The sequence below is a fragment of the Rhabdaerophilum sp. genome (genome assembly GCF_046092605.1).
Classification (GTDB): Bacteria; Pseudomonadota; Alphaproteobacteria; order Rhizobiales; family Beijerinckiaceae; genus Rhabdaerophilum.
This window is the reverse complement of sequence record NZ_JBJTDY010000015.1, coordinates 1-17,121: the sequence shown is the minus strand read 5'-3', so window position 1 is coordinate 17,121 and position 17,121 is coordinate 1. Positions and strand designations below refer to the sequence as shown.

The following is a 17,121-nucleotide window of genomic DNA, read 5'->3' as shown; positions in this document are numbered from 1 at the left end:
TGCTCGGGTACCTTCATGGCCGTATCCCGCAAGAAGGACCACTCAGTTTCTACCTTGCCGCGGAAACTGTCGATACCCAGTGCGCGCACCAGGATCTTGATACGCGCCTTGTACTTGTTGTCACGCCGCCCCTCGAGGTTGTAGACGCGCAAAATCGCCTCGAGATAGGCGAGCAGATCCGCCTTAGGCAGGAACTCACGCACGGCCTTGCCGATCATCGGCGTGCGGCCCAGCCCCCCGCCGACGAGGATGCGATAGCCCACTTCGCCCGCCGCGTTTTTCACCACACCGATGCCAATGTCATGCGCCGCGATCGCCGCGCGATCATGTGGCGCGCCGGTAACGGCGATCTTGAACTTGCGTGGGAGGTAATCGAATTCCGGATGCAATGTGGACCATTGCCGGATGAGCTCGGCCACAGGCCGCGGGTCCTCGATTTCATCCGCCGCAACGCCCGCGAATTGATCGGCTGTCACATTGCGGATGCAGTTGCCCGAGGTCTGGATCGCATGCATCTCGACATCGGCCAGAAGCCCGAGAATTTCCGGAATGTCGCGCAGCTTCGGCCAATTGAATTGCAGGTTCTGGCGGGTGGTGAAATGCCCGTAGCCGCGATCGAACTTCTCACCAATCAGCGCGAGCTGCCGCAACTGGCGCGAGGACAGTGTGCCATAGGGGATGGCAATGCGCAGCATATAGGCGTGCAGTTGCAGATAGACGCCGTTCTTCAGGCGAAGGGGCTTGAACTCGTCATCGCTCAGGCTGCCATCAAGCCGGCGCTTCACCTGATCGGCGAATTGCGCCACGCGATCGCGCACGAAGGCCTCATCGAACTGATCGTAGCGATACATCTTTCACCTCACCCCGAATTCGGCCTGCTTGCCGAGATCGGGCCGGTGCGACGGCCCCTTCACCTTGAAGCGCTCGCGGAAATGGTTGGGAACAGGCAGGCCCTGAGCATCCCGCGTGATATCCACGAGATAGGCATCGACGACTTCCTTCCGCTCAAAGGCGGCTTTCGCCTCGGCTTCGAGGCGCAAGGCGGTCGCCTCATCCTCGACCACGAGCGCTTCGCGGGGGTCGCGCGACCAACCGTTGGCCGTGCGGAACACCACGTCGCCGTCGAGCAGGTCATTCGCCAACAGGATTGCGGGAAGCACGATCTTGGGCGCGGCAGCCATCAGGTTTCATCCCCCAGTGTCAGCGTCAGTCCGTCGAGGTCATCGCTCCAGATGATCTGGCAGGAGAGGCGCGAGGTCGGCTCGATGGCAGGCAATTCGTCGAGTTTGAGGAGTTCGTCGTCGCGCGGTTCCGGCAGGCGACCGGCCCATTCCGGATGAACGACGACATGGCAGGTGGCGCAGAGGCAGGCGCCGCCGCAAAGGCCATCAATTCCAACTTTCTGGTCGCGCAGGATTTCCATCACGCGCCAGCCTTCGGCGGTTTCGAGCGTGTGGAACTGGCCCTGCCGGTCGATGATGTGGAGATGCGCCATCAGGGGACGCTCCACAAAAACGATGGGAGAACAGGACGAGGATGGGGTGCGAAGACAGGCACGATAGCCTCAGTTTTCGTTCTATAAACAGAACAAAAATATATATAAAAAGAACGAACGTCTCAATGCGCCCGCACGCCAGCTCTCTTTCAAAGTTTTGCAGGAAAAGAGAAAATCGTGCTCCTGCCTAGCCGGAAAGGTCTCCGGCCTCCCGGCGGATGAGTGCCTCGCTGAGGGAGGGACGGCAGGCCTCGATGAAGCGATAGGCGAAGCCGCGCAGGAAGCGCCCGCGTCGGACGGCGATGAAGGTAGTGCTCTCCTCGAAGAAGTGCTCGGGGCGCATGGTCAGCGCGAGATCCCTCTCCGGTTCGAAGGCAAGCTCGGCGACAATCCCCACACCGAGGCCGAGCTCGACATAGGCCTTGATCACGTCCGCATCAATCGCTTCGAGCACGATATCCGGTGCCAGTCCTTCCGCCGCGAAGGCGCGATCGATCGCCGGGCGACCGGTAAAGCCCTTCTGGTAGGTGATGAGCGGATAGCCCGCGAGCCGTTCAAGCGTAAGGGACTCATTCCATTCCAGCGCGTGGCCCTTCGGCACGATCACCGCGTGACGCCAGGAATGATAGGCGAAGGCGGCAAGATCCGGCTCGCCGGAAAGTGCCTCGGTCGCGATCCCGATATCCGCGCGCCCGTCGAGCAGCATCTGCGCGACATCCGCCGGGCTTGCCTGATGAAGCACAAGATGCACCTGCGGGAAGGCGCGGCGGAATTCCGCGATCACCCCCGGCAGCATGTAGCGCGCCTGGGTATGCGTGGTGGCGATCACGAGTTCGCCCTGCTGCGCCGCGCCAAGCTCGACACCAATGCGGCGGATACTCCCGGCATCGACCAGCATCCGCTCGACGAAAGGCACGATCTGCTGTCCCGGATCCGTCAGCGAGAGCAAGCGCTTCCCCCGGCGCACGAAAAGCTCGACGCCAAGCTCTTCCTCAAGATCGCGGATATGCTTCGAAACCCCGGATTGCGAGGTCGCGAGCGCCTGCGCCACCTCGGTCAGGTTGAAGTTGCGCCGCACCGTCTCGCGGATGATCCGGAGCTGCTGGAAGTTCATGCCGCCGGCCGGGCGAACAGCTTCAATGCGCGCGGCACAAGGCGCACGGCTTCACCCGCCGAGAGCGCGAGGCCCGCCAGTTCCGATTGCGGAATCTCGGCCTCGTAGCCTTGCCCAGCCTCGGTCGTGAGTTCCACGCGCGCCAATGCGCCGAGTTCGAGCACACGCCGCACGGTTGCCGGAATGCCCTCGCCCTCTCCGCGTTCGATGCCGAGTTCATGCGGGCGGATATAGGCGGTCACATGCCGCGACTCGCTCGCGAGAACCGGCAGTGCAATGCTGCTGCCGGGCACGGCGAGGCGACCATTCGCCACCTCGCCCTCGATCCGGTTGGCAGAGCCGAGGAAGCCGAACACAAATTCGCTTGCGGGCTGGGTATAGACCTCCTTGGGCGAACCGAGTTGCTCGACCACGCCCTTATTCATCAGCACCACGCGATCGGCGAGTTCGAGCGCCTCTTCCTGGTCATGCGTCACGAAGATCGAGGTGATGTGCAGGTCGTCGTGCAACTGCCTCAGCCAGCGGCGGAGTTCCTTGCGCACCTTGGCATCAAGCGCGCCGAAGGGCTCGTCGAGCAACAGCACCTGCGGCTCCACGGCAAGTGCGCGTGCCAATGCAATGCGCTGCCGCTGGCCGCCCGAGAGCTGCGCCGGCGCGCGATCCGCGAGCCAGGCAAGCTGCACGAGATCGAGCAAATCCATCACCTTCCGGCGAATTTCCGCTTCCGAGGGTCGCTGGGCACGCGGCTTCACCCTGAGCCCGAAGGCAACGTTCTCGAACACGCTCATGTGCCGGAAAAGCGCGTAATGCTGGAAGACGAATCCCACCTGCCGCTCGCGCACATGGCGGTCGCTGGCATCCGCGCCATCGAAGAGAATGCGCCCGCGATCCGCCGTCTCCAGCCCCGCAATGATGCGCAGCAGTGTTGTCTTCCCGCAGCCCGAAGGGCCGAGCAAAGCCACAAGCTCACCCTTGGGGAAGTCGAGCGTCACGTCCTTCAATGCGGTGAAAGCCCCGAAATGCTTGGTGATGCCTTCGACACGAATGCTCATCAGGCCGTCTCCCGGGTATTGGTTCGACTGGATTGCCACTCGACGAGGCTTTTCAGCGCGATCGTCAGCAGCGCGAGAAGCGCGAGCAAGGAGGCCACCGCGAAGGCCGCGGCGAACTGGTATTCGTTGTAGAGGATCTCGACATGCAGCGGCATGGTGTTGGTCTCGCCGCGGATATGACCCGAGACGACCGATACCGCGCCAAATTCGCCCATGGCTCGCGCATTGCAGAGGATGACGCCGTACAAGAGGCCCCATTTGATGTTCGGCAGCGTCACGCGCCAGAAGGTCTGCCAGCCTGAGGCCCCGAGCACGATGGCCGCCTCCTCTTCCTCCGAGCCCTGCTGCTCCATCAGCGGGATGAGTTCGCGCGCGATGAAGGGGAAGGTCACGAACACCGTCGCCAGCACGATGCCGGGCACGGCGAAGATCACCTTGATGTCATGCTCGCGCAGCCAAGGCCCGAACCAGCCCTGCGCGCCGAAGACCAGCACAAAGATCAGCCCCGCAATCACCGGCGAGACCGAAAACGGCAAGTCGATCAGCGTCGTGAGAAAGGCCTTTCCGCGGAAATTGTATTTCGCGATGGCCCAGGCCGCGGAAACCCCAAAGACAAGGTTCAGCGGCACGGCAATCGCCGCCGCGAGCAAGGTGAGCCGGATGGCGGATTGCGCATCGGGATCAACCAACGCCGCCCAGTAGGTCTCGACGCCTTTCCGCAAGGCTTCCGCGAAGACCACGATCAGCGGCAGCAGGAGGAAAATCGCGAAAAAGCCGATCGCCACGGTCAGCACCAGCACGCGCACGATCAGAGGGTCGCGCGTGGCCGAGCGATGCTCGAAGCGCGTCTGGCCCTTCTCGGCGAGGGAGGAAGCATTGCCGGCCGTCAGGTCTCCCTCCGTCCGGTTTTTGCGGCCCAGGCCTGAAGCAGGTTGATGATCAGGAGCATCGCGAAGGACACGATGAGCATCACGGTCGCGATCGCGGTCGCGCCGGCATAATCATATTGTTCGAGCTTGGTGATGATGATGAGCGGCGTGATCTCGGAGATCATCGGCATGTTGCCGGCGATGAAGATCACCGAGCCATATTCTCCCACGGCCCGCGCGAAGGCGAGCGCGAAGCCCGTGAGAAGCGCCGGGAACAACGCCGGCAGAACCACGCGCGTCACGGTCTGCCAGCGGCTGGCACCGAGGCTCGCGGCGGCTTCCTCATATTCCGTGTCGAGATCTTCCAGCACGGGCTGCACGGTGCGGACCACGAAAGGCAACCCGATGAACACCAGCGCCACCAGCACACCCGTGGGTGTGAAGGCGATCTTGATCCCCAGCGGTTCCAGATATTGCCCGATCCAGCCGTTCTTCGCATAGATCGCCGCGAGCGAGATGCCCGCCACCGCCGTCGGCAGAGCGAAAGGCAGATCCACAAGAGCATCCACCAGCTTCTTGCCGGGGAAGGAATAACGCACCAAGGCCCAGGCGAGGATCAGCCCGAAGACCGCATTGATCGAGGCAGCGAGGAACGAGGCCCCGAAGGTCAACCGGTAGGAGGCCATCGCGCGTGGTGCGGATATCTGCGCCACGAACTGGTCCCAACTGAGCGTGGCGGTCTTGAGGAATACCGCGGATAGCGGGATCAGCACGATCAGCGAAAGATAGCCAATCGTGAAGCCGAGCGTGAGCCCAAAACCCGGCAGCACGCGGGGGGAAGCATGCGTGCCAGCCATCAGCGGCTCGCCTCGATCGCCGGAGCCTGCTTGACCACTCCCGAATGCGCCGTTCGACGCAGATCGGAAAACACAACAATGCCACCCAGCAGCAGAAAGGAACTCGCCAGCGCCACCCAATGCACCAGGCGTTCGAAGGTGCCCGGGACGGAGCGGGCTTCAAGGCTGCGTGAGGGGGGCATGCGTGAACTCCGGATAGCCAGGCCGCCCTGTTCGCTCCTTCGAACGAAACGGGCGCTACAACTTATAGGTCGGGGCAGCAGAGAAAGTCCGTGCCTTCTCATCCCGCCGGGGAGAAGCAGCCTTCTGCCCCGGGGCTTCACGAGGGAAAAAACGGCGCGCGGGACTTACTTCACGTAGATCTGGTCGAAGACGCCGCCATCGTTAAAATGCGTGGCCTGCGCCTTGGTCCAGCCGCCGAACACATCATCGATGGTGATGAGATTGACCTTCTTGAAGACGTCGGCGTGTTTTGCCGCGACCTCCGGGTCACGTGGGCGGTAGAAGTGCTTCGCAGCGATTTCCTGGCCTTCCCTGGTGTAGAGGAATTGCAGATAGGCCTCGGCCACGGCGCGCGTGCCGCGCTTGTCCACCACGCGATCCACCACCGAGACCGGCGGCTCCGCCAGAATCGAGAGCGAGGGCACCACGATCTCGAACTTGTCCGCCCCCAGTTCCTTCAGCGCGAGGAAGGCCTCGTTCTCCCAGGAGAGGAACACATCGCCAATGCCACGCTCGGTGAAGGAGGTGAGCGAGCCGCGCGCACCGGAATCGAGCACCTTCACATTCTTGAAGAGCGCGCGGACAAATTCGCGGGCCTTCTCGTCATTCCCGCCCGGCTGCCTGAGGGCATAAGCCCAGGCCGCGAGATAATTCCAGCGTGCGCCGCCCGAGGTCTTCGGATTGGGTGTCACCACGCCGACATCTGGCTTCACGAGATCGTTCCAGTCCTTGATGCCCTTGGGGTTGCCCTTGCGGACGAGGAAAACGATGGTCGAGGTATAGGGCGAAGCGTTGTTGGGCAGACGCTTCTGCCAATCCGCCGGGATGAGCTTGCCATTGAGGTGCAGCGCATCGATATCGAAGGCGAGAGCGAGGGTCACCACGTCGGCATCAAGCCCGTCGATCACCGCGCGCGCCTGCCGGCCAGAGCCGCCGTGCGACTGGCGAATGGTAACATTCTGGCCGGTCTTCGCCTGCCATTGCTTGGCAAAAGCGGCGTTGATCTCGACATAAAGCTCGCGCGTCGGATCATAGGAAACGTTGAGGAGCGATACGTTCTGCGCGGCTGCGGGAAGAGACACCAAGGCGAGCGAACCGGCCAGAAACAGGCGACGATGGAAGGACATTCAGGCTCCTTTTCGTTCGGGGCGAGGAGATATGAGGGGAAGCGTAGCAATCCACCAAAGCCAGCCCAAAGTGAGATTCCTGATATCGATTTCAGGAAATTGAAAAAGCTGCTCAGATACCGGGCCAGAAGCAAAAATAAACTCGCACAAGGCGCGAACAAGGAATATCCTTCATGTTCTGCACGAAAGAAGAATAAATTGCTCCCTGAAAACAACGCGTTCAGCGTGATGCGGATTTTTATTTAAATTACGCATCGAAGCAGAAATTTTTTCTCTATTGCCTCATCGTTCCAATCTTGTTGCCATTGGCATAATGGGCAACCAGCCAGGGTTGAGCGCACGTTCCCTATTCGTTGGCCTCCGGCCCGCTCAACGCATCACCCTTGATCCAGCGCATCGCAGCGGATCGACGATGTGACACAGAGAAAGCCATGATTTCGTCTGGCTTCCTCCTCGGGCTCGTGGCTTTTCTCGCTGTTCCCGGCCCGACCAACACGCTGCTCGCCACCGCCGGTGCGACGGATGGGCTGGCCTCGGCGCATCGTCTGCTCGCAGCAGAACTCGCGGCCTATCTTTTGGCCATCACCACCCTTGGCGTCATCCTGTCCCCGCTGATCGTGGAACTCCCGCTCATCGGTGCGGGCCTGCAAGGAGCGGCAGCGCTTTACCTGCTTCTGACAGCCTTGCGGCTCTGGCGCATGAAGACGCGTTGTGCGGTGGGTCCCGTCATTTCCTGGCAACACATCGCGCTTGCCACGGTGATGAACCCGAAATCCCTCGTGATTGCCTTTGGCCTCATGCCGGAAGGCTGGAGCCTGGATGGGCCAACGGCTCTGGCGCATCTCGGCGTCATCGCCATGGTGACGCCGCTGATCGGCGGCTTCTGGATGCTGATGGGCCGCTACGGAGCGGTCGGCATCGGCTCCGTGGCAACCAGCGTGGCACCTCGCATTTCCGCGATTGCGCTTGGCATCTTCGCCGTGCTGCTCGCCCGTTCTGCTTTGGCAGGCTGATGCCGCCTCCGAGGGATGCCTTCCTGCCTTGAGGTCAGCAAAGCCTGATCCATGCGAAAGCATTTCATTCTCTGGCTCGCCTTCAAATAGCAAAGCACTTGCTGAGGAGGGCGCGTTTTCGAACGACCCCTGCGTTGCGATCCCACGTCATGTTCAAGGATGATCCCAGACCGGCAGGCATAGCTGCCGAGACCTTGGCCTTTGATCCTCAAGCCATACAGGAGACGACCGATGCGTGACGCCGACACCGCCCCTTCGCCCGGCCTTCTGACCCGTCTGGCTGCGGCCTGGCGGTTTCTCACCTCCCCCGTTCAGGCCGATTTTGCGGGCGTTGCGCCAGCTATTGAGGCGGCCGACCGCGAGGACGAGCAGCGCGGCAAGGAGAATGCCGGCGAGGCAACGGCGAAAGGGGAGAATGACTTCGCCCATGCCTATCGCTGGATGCCGCACTGATCCATCCATCCCTCAACAGAGCATGCAAGGAGCGTCCTTTGGGCGCTCCTTTTTTCTGCACAGGAGGCCGGGCCTGGCATGAAAAAAGGCCCGGATCACACGAGGGGATCCGGGCCAGTCAGACCGGCCAAACAGGGAGGATGAGAGAAAGGCCGGCAGGAAACGGAGCGACGGTTTACCAGCTCGCGAGCACCGAGCCCTTGAAGCGCTCGAGCACGAAATGCTTCACTTCCGGCGACTGGTAGGATTCCACCAGTGCCTTCACCCAGGGCTTGTCCTTGTCGGCCGCGCGCACGGCAATCAGGTTCACATAAGGGCCCTTGGGGTCCTCGCGCAGGATGGCGCTGGTCGGCTCGATCTTGGCCTCAACGGCGTAGTTCGTGTTGATGGCGGCGGCGGCGACATCCGGTAGCGAGCGAGCGGTCTGCGCGGCATCGATCTCGACGAATTTCAGTTTCTTCGGGTTCTCGATGATGTCGGCTACCGTCGGCCGGAAGCCCACGCCATCCCGCAGTTTGATCACGCCCTTGTCGCGCAGCAGCAGAAGCGAGCGGCCACCATTGGTCGGATCGTTCTGGATGGCGATGGTCGCGCCATCCGGCACCTCGGCCCAGCTCTTGTGCTTCGCCGAATAGATGCCGAGCGGGAAATTTACCGTCAGGCCGACGCTGACGAGGTCGAACTTGCGATCCTTGATCTGGTTGTCGAGGTAAGGCTGGTTCTGGAACGAGTTGGCTTCCAGTTCGCCGGCATGAAGCGCCTGGTTCGGCACCACATAATCCGAGAACTCGATGATCCGGATATCGAGGCCCTTCTTGGCAGCGATCGGCTTCACCACCTCCAGAATCTGTGCATGCGGGCCAGGGGTGACGCCGATGCGCAAAGTCTGCGTCTGGGCAAACGCACTTCCGGCGAGAGCAACCGAGGCTGCGACGCCCAGCAGGGCGGAACGGCGGGAGAGAGAAATGCTCATGGAATATCCTTTCATGTGAGCGGATCAGAGGGAGCGGAGACGCCGGTTGAGGCGCCGGGAAAGCGTGTCGCCGATGGTCTGGACGGTCTGGACCAGCACCACGAGGACGGCGACAACGATGGCCATCACCTCGGGCATGAAGCGCTGGTAGCCATAGCGGATGCCGAGATCACCCAGCCCCCCGCCGCCCACCGCGCCGACCATCGCGGAGAAGCCGATGAGGCTGACCGTGGCGAGCGTCAAACCTAGGATGATCGCGGGCAAAGCCTCGGGGATCAGCACCTTGCGCACGATTTCGAGCGGCGTTGCGCCGATCGCGCGTGCGGCTTCCACAAGGCCGGCATCCACCTCACGGATGGCGCTTTCGACAATCCGCGCGATAAAGGGCGTGGCCGCGACGGTGAGAGGCACAATCGCCGCCGCCGTGCCGATCGACGTGCCTGCGATGAGCCGCGTGAAAGGCACGATCGCCACAACGAGGATGATGAATGGGGTAGAGCGCGTGATGTTCACAAGCACGCCGAGCACCGCATTGATGGCCGGGGCTGCAAAGAGTTCACCCTTGCGGCTGGTGGCGAGGAACACGCCCAGCGGCAAACCGAGCAACGTGCCGAGCCCGCCCGCGACTGCCACCATGGTGAGCGTGTCGAGCGTGGCATCGAGGATAAGGCGCAGGAGCTCAGGCGACACGTGCTACCTCCGGAAGCGTGACAGAAGCCGCATTTGGCACCGAGGTGAGGTAACCCAGCGCCTCCACGGTGAACCCGAGGCGGCGCAGGGCGGCATGCACCGCCGCTTCATCCGGCTGCTGGCCGGGCACGGCGATGATGAGCGAGCCAAAGGGCTGGTCGCCGATCGTGTCGATCCGCCCGGCGAGGATGTTCACATCCAAGCCGAGAGTGCTCGAAAGGCGGGAGAGCACCGGGCTCGTCGCATGTTCGCCGGAAAACCCGACGCGCAGCACAGCAAGGCCGCCAGAAGCGGGCGAAGGGCGCAGCGCGGCAGCAATCGTGGCCGGTGTTTCGACCGTGATCACCCCGTCCACCAGCCGTCGTGTGATCTCCGCACTCGGGGCTGTCAGCACCTCGAAGGACGAGCCGTGCTCGACGATGCGCCCGGCTTCCAGCACAGCCACAGCGTCGGCGATGTCACGGATCACGGCGATCTCATGCGTGATGAGCAGGATGGTGACCCCGAGGCGTTGGTTGATCTCTCGCAGCAAAGCGAGGATCGAACGCGTGGTTTCCGGATCAAGCGCTGAGGTCGCCTCGTCGCAGAGCAGGATGCGCGGCTCGGTCGCCAACGCACGTGCAATGCCCACGCGCTGCTTCTGCCCGCCCGAAAGCTCCACCGGGTAGCGCGCGCTTTTGTCGGTCAGGCCAACAAGTTCGAGAAGGTCACCAACACGCCGCGCAATCTCGGCCTTTGGCGTGCCTGCAATTTCCAGCGGCAACGCAATGTTGTCGAGGACCGTGCGCGAGGAGAGCAGGTTGAAATGCTGGAAAACCATGCCGATCTGCCGGCGTTCCACGCGCCACTCGGCTTCCGTGAGGCGCGTGACATCACGGCCAAACAGTGAAAGCGTGCCGTTTGTCACAGTCTCCAGACCATTCACGAGACGGATCAGTGTCGACTTGCCTGCACCGGAGCGCCCGATGACGCCGACGATCCGGCCCGACGCAACATTGAGCGAAATGCCCTCCAGGGCAGCCACGGCGCTTTGCCCACCACGCGGCGGAAAAGTCTTGCTGACCTCATCAAAGCGGATCGCCGGGTGTTCAGCCGTCGGCGTTTTCAGATGGGAGAGAGTCATGGAAATGCCCGAACCTGTTCGTCAGAATCCCGCCGCGCCGGGCGATGTCAGTCGTTCGCCAAAAGAAACGCCGGAGCGACGCTTCACGACGGTCTTGCGGCGCGCTGTAAGCAGTGTGCGGGCGGCAGCTTGCGCCAGCGAAGGCCGGCCATAGACCTCGCCCTCCAGTGAGGACAGACGCAGATCGGTTGCAAAGAAGCGATAGGGCTCATGGGTCCCATAGCGATGGACCAACCCGACGGCATCGCCGCCGATTTCGATGACAAAAGACAAGGACATGGCATCTCCCGCCACAATCTCGCAGCGATCCATTGAAAAAACAGGGATTTATCGGTTGTTCTGCTGAAGAGATCAGCGACAACAGCCCCGGGATACCGGATGCAGGAGAAACAATTTTGCGGTCATCTTCATGGTCAGTTCCTCAGCTCGTCGTGAGCCCACGAGAGATGACCAACCATCCCGCCGTGGCGCTTTAGCACTTGGTGACGCGGCGCAAGCTGCTCGCTCAAATCCCCGCGGTGACCTTTCGATCACGGTCTTAATGATGCCTCGGAAATCCCAGGCGGTCAACAAAAACGTTCTCTAAAAAGAACAATCGTCTTGCAAGTATTCTCTCTGGCCGGTCCTGATCGGGCAAAAGAAAAGCCCTCCGGCCAGAGGCGGGAGGGCTCCTGCCCCAAGGGGCACGGGCAGAGTAGCGGGAGGATCCATATCCTCCGATCAGCTCAGCGCTTCGCCATGATCTGGTCGTAGATCGCGCCATCGGCAAAATGCACCTTCTGCACGTTCTCCCAGCCGCCAAGCAGATCCTCAACCTTGAAGGTCTGCACCGGCGGGAAGCTCTGCGCGTGTTTCGCGAGCACGGCGGGATCCCGCGGACGGAACTGATGGCGGGCGATAATCTCCTGCGCTTCGGGCGTGAAGAGGAAGGCGAGATAGGCTTTCGCGACCTCATTGGTCTTCCGCTTGTTCGCGACCGACTCCACCACAGCAACGGGTGCCGAGGCATCCACCGAGAGCGAAGGATAAATCTTCTCGAACTTGCCCTCGCCAAATTCCTTCTCCAGCGCAGAAAACTCGTTTTCGAAGGTGATCAGCACGTCACCGATATCGCGCTGCGCGAAAGTGGTTGTGGCGCCACGGCCGCCACCATCGAGCACGGGAACGTTCTTGAACAGGGCCGAAACGAATTCGCGCGCACCCGCATCCGAGCCCTTCGCCTTGAGGCCGTAGCCCCAGGCCGCGAGATAGGTGTAGCGGCCATTGCCCGAGGTCTTGGGGTTCGGCACGATCACCTGAAGGCCCGGGCGAACAAGGTCGCTCCAGTCCTTGAGGCCCTTGGGGTTGCCCTTGCGCACGATGAAAATGGTGGTGGAGGAATACGGCGCGGCATCGAACGGGAAGGCCTTGCGCCAATCCTTCGAAACAAGCCCGCCACGCTCCACGAGGATGTCGATATCCGGAGCCTGGTTCATCGTGACGACATCGGCATCCAGCCCGCCAATGACAGAGAGCGCCTGCCGGCTCGATCCGCCATGCGACTGGTTGATGGTGATCGTCTGCCCGGTCTTTGCCTGCCCGGCCTTCGCGAAGGCCGGGTTGATCTCCTTGTAGAGCTCGCGCGAGACATCATAGGAGACGTTGAGGATGGTCTGCGGCGTCTGGGCAAAAACGACGATCGCGCTGAGCAGCAAGAACGAACCTGCCAGCGCTGCCCAATGGAGGGCGCGCGTGAAACGGCTCGCAAACTCGGCTGCAGGATGATGAGTGGAAACCGACATCGAATTCTCCGGAAAAACCGTCATCCCCGCAGGAAAAACCTGCGGATTTCTCCTGATTCATAAGGGAGTTGCCTGGAGAAAATCCCTGCCTTCTCAGGTCGTTCGGGAGAAGGAGAACACTGAGTGCGGGCGCGAAGACGAGAGTTTTTTCGCGAGCGCCTGTCAGGCCTGCCGGGAGCTGGTTGTCCGGTATTGCGGCGGCGCGGCAGGTCCCAAGTGGTCTGGCCGCCCGCATGAGCCGATTTCAGGCGAGCCAAGCCCTGCAAGGATTTTACGTTTTTCGCACTTTCCCTGCGAAGTTCGCGTTTCTTGACGGGAATTCAGGAGCAGATTTGCTGCCTTTTGGGCGGTTTTCCTGCGTTTGGGCATAAGGTTTTTCATTTTTCTTATTTCCGCTTCCGCCGTTGCGCTGGTCCGATTGAGCCCTGTTCGAGGTTCGAAAGGAGCGCCGGCCATGGCCATCAGTACCGGATTGCGCGAGACCTTCGCGAAGGAAGCGCCAGAGCGCGCGAGTGCATCACCCCTCGAATTCCGGCAGGCCTTGCGGCATCTCGCAAGCGGCGTCAGCGTCATCACCACGGGCCAAAAGCCCTTCCGAACCGGGTTCACGGCAACCTCCGTTTTCTCGCTTTCGGCAGAGCCGGCGCGGCTCGTCGTGTCGGTCAACCGCAATTCCTCGTCCTATCACGGCATCCGGCAAGCCGGTGCCTTCGGCGTCAACTTCCTCGCCGCCGGGCAGGAAGCGATTGCAGATCGTTTCGCTGGGCGCGGCGGGATTGCGGGCGAAGCGCGCTATGACGGCGCGCAATGGGAGAGCCTCGAAACGGGCACCTCGCTGCTCACCGATGCCCTCGCGGCCATCGACCTGGAGGTCGAGGAATTCATTGAGCGGCATAGCCACGCGATCGTCATCGGCGCGGTGGTTGCGACCCGCATCGGCCCGCCGCGCGACGCGCTTCTCTACTGGCACGGGCGCTACCAGCCCGGCCTCATTCCCCAAGACTGACCCTTCCCATTCCAGGAGACGACCATGATCAACAAACGCCAGTTTCTGGCGGGTGCGGCCGCTGTGACCGTTCTGCCCGCCTTGTCCACCCGCCTTTCCGCACAGGAAGCGCCGAAGGAAATCCGCATCGGCTTCCAGAAAAGCGGCGTGCTGCTCATCGCCAAGGCGCAGGAGGTGCTGGAGAAGCGTTTCGCCAACATCGGCGCAAGCGTGAAATGGGTGGAATTCACCTTCGGCCCGCCACTGCTGGAAGCGCTCAACACCGGCAATATCGATTATGGCGCGGTGGGCGATTCCCCGCCGGTCTTCGCGCAGGCCGCGCGGGCGAACCTGCTCTATGTCGCGGCTTTGCCGGGGCGTGGCGACACGCAGGCGATTGTCGTGGCGAAGGATTCGTCCATCCGCTCGCTTGAAGAGCTGAAGGGCAAGAAGGTCGCGATCGCCAAGGCTTCCAGCGCACACAACCTCACCATTGCGGCGCTCGAAAGCGTGGGGCTGAAATTCACCGATATCCAGGCGCAATACCTGCCGCCGGCCGATGCCGCAGCCGCCTTCCTGCGCGGTTCGGTGGATGCCTGGACGATCTGGGATCCGTTCTACGCGCTGGCCGAACTGAAGCAGGGCGCCCGCCCCTTGCCGATCCGCCCGGAGGTGGCTTCGCAGAACCCGTTCTTCCTCGCCAATCGCGAGTTTACCAACAAGCATCCTGGTATCGTCTCGGCGATCAATGACGAACTCAACCGCGCGACCATCTGGGCACGGTCCAACCGCGAACAGGCCGCCGAGCTCTTCTCCCAGGCCAGCGGCGTGGAACTCGCCGCACAGCAGCGCACAGTTCAGCGCACGGAATTCGTGTTCTCCCCAATCACCGAAGAGATCGCAACCCAGCAGCAGGCGGTGGCCGACCGCTTCCACAAGCTCGGGCTCATCCCGAAGGCCATCAATATCCGCGACATCGTCTGGGTCTGGAAGCCCTCGGCATAACGCGCATACCGCTGTTTTAGAAGGACGAAGATCATGAGCACTGAGAAACCGCTCGACCTCTACTGGTTCATCCCCGTCTCGGGGGATGGCACACAGCTCGGCACCGCCAAGGGGCATCGCCCGGCTGATTTCGATTACCTCAAGCAGATCGCGCAGGCGGCTGATCGCCTCGGCTTCGGCGGGGTACTGATCCCCACGGGCAAGAATTGCGACGACCCGTGGATCACCGCCGCCGCGCTCGCGAGCCACACGGAGCGCCTGCGCTTCCTGCTTGCCTTGCGTCCCGGCGTGGCAAGCCCGACCTATGTCGCCCGGCAGGCGGCGGCGCTGGATCGCATCTCGAACGGACGTTTCCTCGTGAATATCGTCTCGGGCGGTAATCCGGCGGAACTCGCTGGCGATGGCATCCATTTGAGCCATGATGAGCGCTACGCCCATGCGAGCGAGTTTCTCGAGGTCTATACCCGCCTGCTCGAAGGCGAGAAGGTCACCTTCGAGGGCAAGTACATTCAGGTGAAGAACGCCGAACTCGGTTTCCGCTTGGTGCATGAGAGCCTCAGCAACGGCTTGGCCGCTGGCAATGGTCTCCAACCTGAGTGGACCTTTCTCCTCCGCTTGCCTCGTGGCTCCTTCGCGCCCCCAAGCACGAACCCGCTTCGCGGGATTGGCGCTCGTGGCGAGGTTTCGTGCTGATTGCTGATGTTTTGGCGCTCTGATACCTCCGCGTGACCATGGGGTTCCTTCAACAATGAGGAACCAGCCATGGACAGGATCTCGAGTGACACACCGGTCAGCCCGCTTCGGCAGCGCATGCAGGACGACATGCTGATGCGGGGTCTGGGTTCGCATACCCGCCAGGATTACATCCGCCACGTCCGCGCCTTCGCGGCTTTCCTCCGGCGCTCGCCGGATACGGCAACGGCGGACGATATCCGCCGTTTCCAGCTTCACCAGCATGAGAGCGGCATTGGTGTCGCCACCATCAACTCCGCAGTCTCGGCCTTGCGGTTTCTGTTTTCTGTGACGCTCGGCCGGCGCGATCTCGCGCGCAGCCTTGTGGTAACCCGCTTTCACCGCAAGCTCCCCGATGTCCTCAGCGTTGAGGAGGTTGCCCGGCTGCTCGAAGCCGCGCCGGGCCTCAAGTACAAGGCTGCCCTGAGCGTAGCCTATGGCGCGGGCTTGCGGGTCTCGGAAGTCGCGCATCTCAAGATCGACGATATCGACAGCACCCGCATGCTGATCCGCATCGAGCAGGGCAAGGGCCGCAAGGATCGCAATGCGATGCTCTCCCCGCATCTTCTGGACCTGCTGCGTCTGTGGTGGCGCGAGGGCAAGCTGCGCGGCGTGATGCTGCCCCATGGCTGGCTGTTCCCCGGGCAAGGCCGGACGGAGCCGATCTCGACCCGGCAACTCCATCGCGCGGTTCAGGAAGCGGCCGAGCGGGCCGGGATCCGCAACGCGCTCAGGGCGCGTAAAATCAAGCCGTGCATTCCCGGCCGCAGGGGACGAAAAAGACCCGTCCGATATGACAAAACGCTTTACAAACAACGAAATGTCATCGAACGCATGTTCGCTCGCCTCAAGGATTGGCGTCGCGTCGCAATGCGCTACGACCGATGCGCACACACCTTCTTCTCCGCAATCGTCATCGCAGCTACAGTCTCTTTCTGATTATGAGTCCTGACCCTAATCAAAGTGTCTGTATTGCTATATCCATTAGTCCGTTAGCAATAACCTCCGCTACGATCTCGTCTTTGTAAGCAGAATTTGCAATGAGTAAAAGATCCCCAGGCTTTGCTGTCCTAAAAAAATCCTCCTTAGATCTAATCTCAATCAAAGAGCCCGGCAAATGCTTCCCTAGTTTATTTGGATTCTGATCTACCGCAAAGCAGACTTTGTCAATCAATCGATTCTTCATTGCGCAATGAGCGAGAAACATACAACCCTTCGTTGCCGCTCCCCACACAAACACAGCACCACTGCGTGCTTGTTCTTCAAAACGCTTTATGTCCCCGTCAATGTTCGGAAATAGCTCGTTGAACCGATATTTCCCAGATAGGCGGCCCATCCGCCTCAAGGCCAACGCGGTCCTTCAGGGCCATATCGCCCACCTGCTCAAACGCCCCATTGGACGCCCGCCCCTGCACTTCCAGCGGTTCCATGCGAGCTTCAGCTATCGGGCCGGATCATGGAGCCGGAAGCGGCGCGTGGTCGCCAAGGTGGAATGGCATCCCGGCGAACTGTATCCCCGCGTCGGGTTCATCGTCACCAACCTGACCCGGCCCGCGAACCGTATCGTCGCCTTTTACAATCAGCGCGGCACGGCGGAGCAGTGGATCAAGGAGGGCAAGAACGCGGTGAA

Annotated in this window: 21 protein-coding genes and 2 pseudogenes; 8 read left to right on the top strand and 15 right to left on the bottom strand. The window is 61.8% G+C overall.

Going from position 1 to position 17,121, the window contains the following annotated elements; all coding sequences use genetic code 11:
* The 9 genes from ACKODO_RS01480 to ACKODO_RS01440 all read right to left on the bottom strand — a co-directional run.
* Window positions 1–851, bottom strand: an 851-nt coding sequence (locus tag ACKODO_RS01480) for a nitrite/sulfite reductase (RefSeq protein WP_408981687.1), incomplete at its 3' end; no start/stop codon positions are given.
* Between the two features lie 3 nt (window positions 852–854).
* Window positions 855–1,181, bottom strand: a complete 327-nt coding sequence (locus ACKODO_RS01475) for a DUF2849 domain-containing protein (RefSeq protein WP_408981686.1) — start codon at window positions 1,179–1,181, stop codon at window positions 855–857.
* Complete coding sequence (locus tag ACKODO_RS01470; RefSeq protein WP_408981685.1) at window positions 1,181–1,495, bottom strand: 2Fe-2S iron-sulfur cluster-binding protein; 315 nt, start codon at window positions 1,493–1,495, stop codon at window positions 1,181–1,183. The genes ACKODO_RS01475 and ACKODO_RS01470 overlap by 1 nt, the downstream gene beginning before the upstream one ends.
* Before the next feature lie 187 nt (window positions 1,496–1,682).
* Window positions 1,683–2,609, bottom strand: a complete 927-nt coding sequence (locus tag ACKODO_RS01465) for a CysB family HTH-type transcriptional regulator (protein WP_408981684.1) — start codon at window positions 2,607–2,609, stop codon at window positions 1,683–1,685.
* Complete coding sequence (locus ACKODO_RS01460; protein WP_408981683.1) at window positions 2,606–3,661, bottom strand: sulfate/molybdate ABC transporter ATP-binding protein; 1,056 nt, start codon at window positions 3,659–3,661, stop codon at window positions 2,606–2,608. Before ACKODO_RS01460 ends, ACKODO_RS01465 begins: the two co-directional genes overlap by 4 nt.
* Window positions 3,661–4,473 carry a sulfate ABC transporter permease subunit CysW gene (gene cysW / locus ACKODO_RS01455; protein WP_408981688.1) on the bottom strand — a complete coding sequence of 271 codons (813 nt, stop codon included), beginning with the start codon at window positions 4,471–4,473 and terminating at the stop codon, window positions 3,661–3,663. The genes ACKODO_RS01460 and cysW overlap by 1 nt, the downstream gene beginning before the upstream one ends.
* 74 nt (window positions 4,474–4,547) lie before the next feature.
* Window positions 4,548–5,387 (bottom strand): sulfate ABC transporter permease subunit CysT, encoded by an 840-nt coding sequence (gene cysT / locus ACKODO_RS01450; RefSeq protein ID WP_408981682.1) that lies wholly within the window; start codon window positions 5,385–5,387, stop codon window positions 4,548–4,550.
* Window positions 5,387–5,569: a hypothetical protein gene (locus tag ACKODO_RS01445; RefSeq protein ID WP_408981681.1), complete on the bottom strand. Its 183-nt coding sequence runs from the start codon at window positions 5,567–5,569 to the stop codon at window positions 5,387–5,389. Before ACKODO_RS01445 ends, cysT begins: the two co-directional genes overlap by 1 nt.
* 165 nt (window positions 5,570–5,734) lie before the next feature.
* Window positions 5,735–6,736: a sulfate ABC transporter substrate-binding protein gene (locus ACKODO_RS01440; RefSeq protein ID WP_408981680.1), complete on the bottom strand. Its 1,002-nt coding sequence runs from the start codon at window positions 6,734–6,736 to the stop codon at window positions 5,735–5,737.
* A 431-nt stretch (window positions 6,737–7,167) separates the two neighbouring features.
* Between ACKODO_RS01440 and ACKODO_RS01435 the strand changes: the two genes are divergently transcribed.
* Both ACKODO_RS01435 and ACKODO_RS01430 read left to right on the top strand, forming a co-directional pair.
* On the top strand, window positions 7,168–7,749 hold the full coding sequence (locus tag ACKODO_RS01435) for a hypothetical protein (RefSeq protein WP_408981679.1): 582 nt from the start codon (window positions 7,168–7,170) through the stop codon (window positions 7,747–7,749).
* Window positions 7,750–7,980: 231 nt separating this feature from the next.
* Window positions 7,981–8,202, top strand: a complete 222-nt coding sequence (locus ACKODO_RS01430) for a hypothetical protein (RefSeq protein ID WP_408981678.1) — start codon at window positions 7,981–7,983, stop codon at window positions 8,200–8,202.
* Between the two features lie 175 nt (window positions 8,203–8,377).
* On the opposite strand, the gene ACKODO_RS01425 is transcribed toward ACKODO_RS01430, so the two are convergent.
* From ACKODO_RS01425 to ACKODO_RS01405, 5 genes are all read right to left on the bottom strand, one after another.
* Window positions 8,378–9,175: a MetQ/NlpA family ABC transporter substrate-binding protein gene (locus ACKODO_RS01425; RefSeq protein ID WP_408981677.1), complete on the bottom strand. Its 798-nt coding sequence runs from the start codon at window positions 9,173–9,175 to the stop codon at window positions 8,378–8,380.
* A 24-nt stretch (window positions 9,176–9,199) separates the two neighbouring features.
* Window positions 9,200–9,865: a methionine ABC transporter permease gene (locus ACKODO_RS01420; RefSeq protein WP_408981676.1), complete on the bottom strand. Its 666-nt coding sequence runs from the start codon at window positions 9,863–9,865 to the stop codon at window positions 9,200–9,202.
* The gene (locus ACKODO_RS01415; protein ID WP_408981675.1) at window positions 9,855–10,988 is read right to left on the bottom strand and encodes a methionine ABC transporter ATP-binding protein; all 1,134 of its coding nucleotides are present in this window, start codon (window positions 10,986–10,988) and stop codon (window positions 9,855–9,857) included. Before ACKODO_RS01415 ends, ACKODO_RS01420 begins: the two co-directional genes overlap by 11 nt.
* 21 nt (window positions 10,989–11,009) lie before the next feature.
* The gene (locus ACKODO_RS01410) at window positions 11,010–11,267 is read right to left on the bottom strand and encodes a hypothetical protein (protein ID WP_408981674.1); all 258 of its coding nucleotides are present in this window, start codon (window positions 11,265–11,267) and stop codon (window positions 11,010–11,012) included.
* A gap of 446 nt (window positions 11,268–11,713) precedes the next feature.
* Complete coding sequence (locus ACKODO_RS01405; protein WP_408981673.1) at window positions 11,714–12,769, bottom strand: sulfate ABC transporter substrate-binding protein; 1,056 nt, start codon at window positions 12,767–12,769, stop codon at window positions 11,714–11,716.
* Between ACKODO_RS01405 and ACKODO_RS01400 the strand changes: the two genes are divergently transcribed.
* From ACKODO_RS01400 to ACKODO_RS01380, 5 genes and pseudogenes are all read left to right on the top strand, one after another.
* Window positions 12,756–13,082 (top strand): hypothetical protein, encoded by a 327-nt coding sequence (locus ACKODO_RS01400; RefSeq protein WP_408981672.1) that lies wholly within the window; start codon window positions 12,756–12,758, stop codon window positions 13,080–13,082. The genes ACKODO_RS01405 and ACKODO_RS01400 overlap by 14 nt on opposite strands.
* Window positions 13,083–13,223: 141 nt before the next feature.
* Window positions 13,224–13,775, top strand: coding sequence for a flavin reductase family protein (locus ACKODO_RS01395; RefSeq protein WP_408981671.1), 552 nt, complete (start codon window positions 13,224–13,226; stop codon window positions 13,773–13,775).
* 24 nt (window positions 13,776–13,799) lie between these two features.
* On the top strand, window positions 13,800–14,759 hold the full coding sequence (locus tag ACKODO_RS01390) for an aliphatic sulfonate ABC transporter substrate-binding protein (RefSeq protein WP_408981670.1): 960 nt from the start codon (window positions 13,800–13,802) through the stop codon (window positions 14,757–14,759).
* Window positions 14,760–14,789: 30 nt separating this feature from the next.
* Window positions 14,790–15,293, top strand: a pseudogene (locus ACKODO_RS01385) (LLM class flavin-dependent oxidoreductase); the annotation flags it as partial.
* 228 nt (window positions 15,294–15,521) lie between these two features.
* Window positions 15,522–16,430 carry a tyrosine-type recombinase/integrase gene (locus tag ACKODO_RS01380; RefSeq protein ID WP_408981669.1) on the top strand — a complete coding sequence of 303 codons (909 nt, stop codon included), beginning with the start codon at window positions 15,522–15,524 and terminating at the stop codon, window positions 16,428–16,430.
* Between the two features lie 19 nt (window positions 16,431–16,449).
* Here ACKODO_RS01380 and ACKODO_RS01375 read toward each other — a convergent pair whose 3' ends face one another.
* Window positions 16,450–16,827, bottom strand: coding sequence for a hypothetical protein (locus ACKODO_RS01375; protein ID WP_408981668.1), 378 nt, complete (start codon window positions 16,825–16,827; stop codon window positions 16,450–16,452).
* Here ACKODO_RS01375 and ACKODO_RS01370 point away from each other — a divergent pair.
* A pseudogene (locus tag ACKODO_RS01370) lies at window positions 16,826–17,121 on the top strand (transposase); the annotation flags it as partial. The gene ACKODO_RS01375 and the pseudogene ACKODO_RS01370 overlap by 2 nt on opposite strands.

What these genes read in the sequence shown, in the direction of transcription:
- ACKODO_RS01475 (WP_408981686.1), bottom strand. Translation starts at nt 1,181, where the DNA reads ATGGCTGCCGCGCCCAAGATCGTGCTTCCCGCAATCCTGTTGGCGAAT.
- ACKODO_RS01470 (WP_408981685.1), bottom strand. Translation starts at nt 1,495, where the DNA reads ATGGCGCATCTCCACATCATCGACCGGCAGGGCCAGTTCCACACGCTC.
- ACKODO_RS01465 (WP_408981684.1), bottom strand. Translation starts at nt 2,609, where the DNA reads ATGAACTTCCAGCAGCTCCGGATCATCCGCGAGACGGTGCGGCGCAAC.
- ACKODO_RS01460 (WP_408981683.1), bottom strand. Translation starts at nt 3,661, where the DNA reads ATGAGCATTCGTGTCGAAGGCATCACCAAGCATTTCGGGGCTTTCACC.
- cysT (WP_408981682.1), bottom strand. Translation starts at nt 5,387, where the DNA reads ATGGCTGGCACGCATGCTTCCCCCCGCGTGCTGCCGGGTTTTGGGCTC.
- ACKODO_RS01445 (WP_408981681.1), bottom strand. Translation starts at nt 5,569, where the DNA reads ATGCCCCCCTCACGCAGCCTTGAAGCCCGCTCCGTCCCGGGCACCTTC.
- ACKODO_RS01440 (WP_408981680.1), bottom strand. Translation starts at nt 6,736, where the DNA reads ATGTCCTTCCATCGTCGCCTGTTTCTGGCCGGTTCGCTCGCCTTGGTG.
- ACKODO_RS01435 (WP_408981679.1), top strand. Translation starts at nt 7,168, where the DNA reads ATGATTTCGTCTGGCTTCCTCCTCGGGCTCGTGGCTTTTCTCGCTGTT.
- ACKODO_RS01430 (WP_408981678.1), top strand. Translation starts at nt 7,981, where the DNA reads ATGCGTGACGCCGACACCGCCCCTTCGCCCGGCCTTCTGACCCGTCTG.
- ACKODO_RS01425 (WP_408981677.1), bottom strand. Translation starts at nt 9,175, where the DNA reads ATGAGCATTTCTCTCTCCCGCCGTTCCGCCCTGCTGGGCGTCGCAGCC.
- ACKODO_RS01415 (WP_408981675.1), bottom strand. Translation starts at nt 10,988, where the DNA reads ATGACTCTCTCCCATCTGAAAACGCCGACGGCTGAACACCCGGCGATC.
- ACKODO_RS01410 (WP_408981674.1), bottom strand. Translation starts at nt 11,267, where the DNA reads ATGTCCTTGTCTTTTGTCATCGAAATCGGCGGCGATGCCGTCGGGTTG.
- ACKODO_RS01405 (WP_408981673.1), bottom strand. Translation starts at nt 12,769, where the DNA reads ATGTCGGTTTCCACTCATCATCCTGCAGCCGAGTTTGCGAGCCGTTTC.
- ACKODO_RS01395 (WP_408981671.1), top strand. Translation starts at nt 13,224, where the DNA reads ATGGCCATCAGTACCGGATTGCGCGAGACCTTCGCGAAGGAAGCGCCA.
- ACKODO_RS01390 (WP_408981670.1), top strand. Translation starts at nt 13,800, where the DNA reads ATGATCAACAAACGCCAGTTTCTGGCGGGTGCGGCCGCTGTGACCGTT.
- ACKODO_RS01380 (WP_408981669.1), top strand. Translation starts at nt 15,522, where the DNA reads ATGGACAGGATCTCGAGTGACACACCGGTCAGCCCGCTTCGGCAGCGC.
- ACKODO_RS01375 (WP_408981668.1), bottom strand. Translation starts at nt 16,827, where the DNA reads ATGGGCCGCCTATCTGGGAAATATCGGTTCAACGAGCTATTTCCGAAC.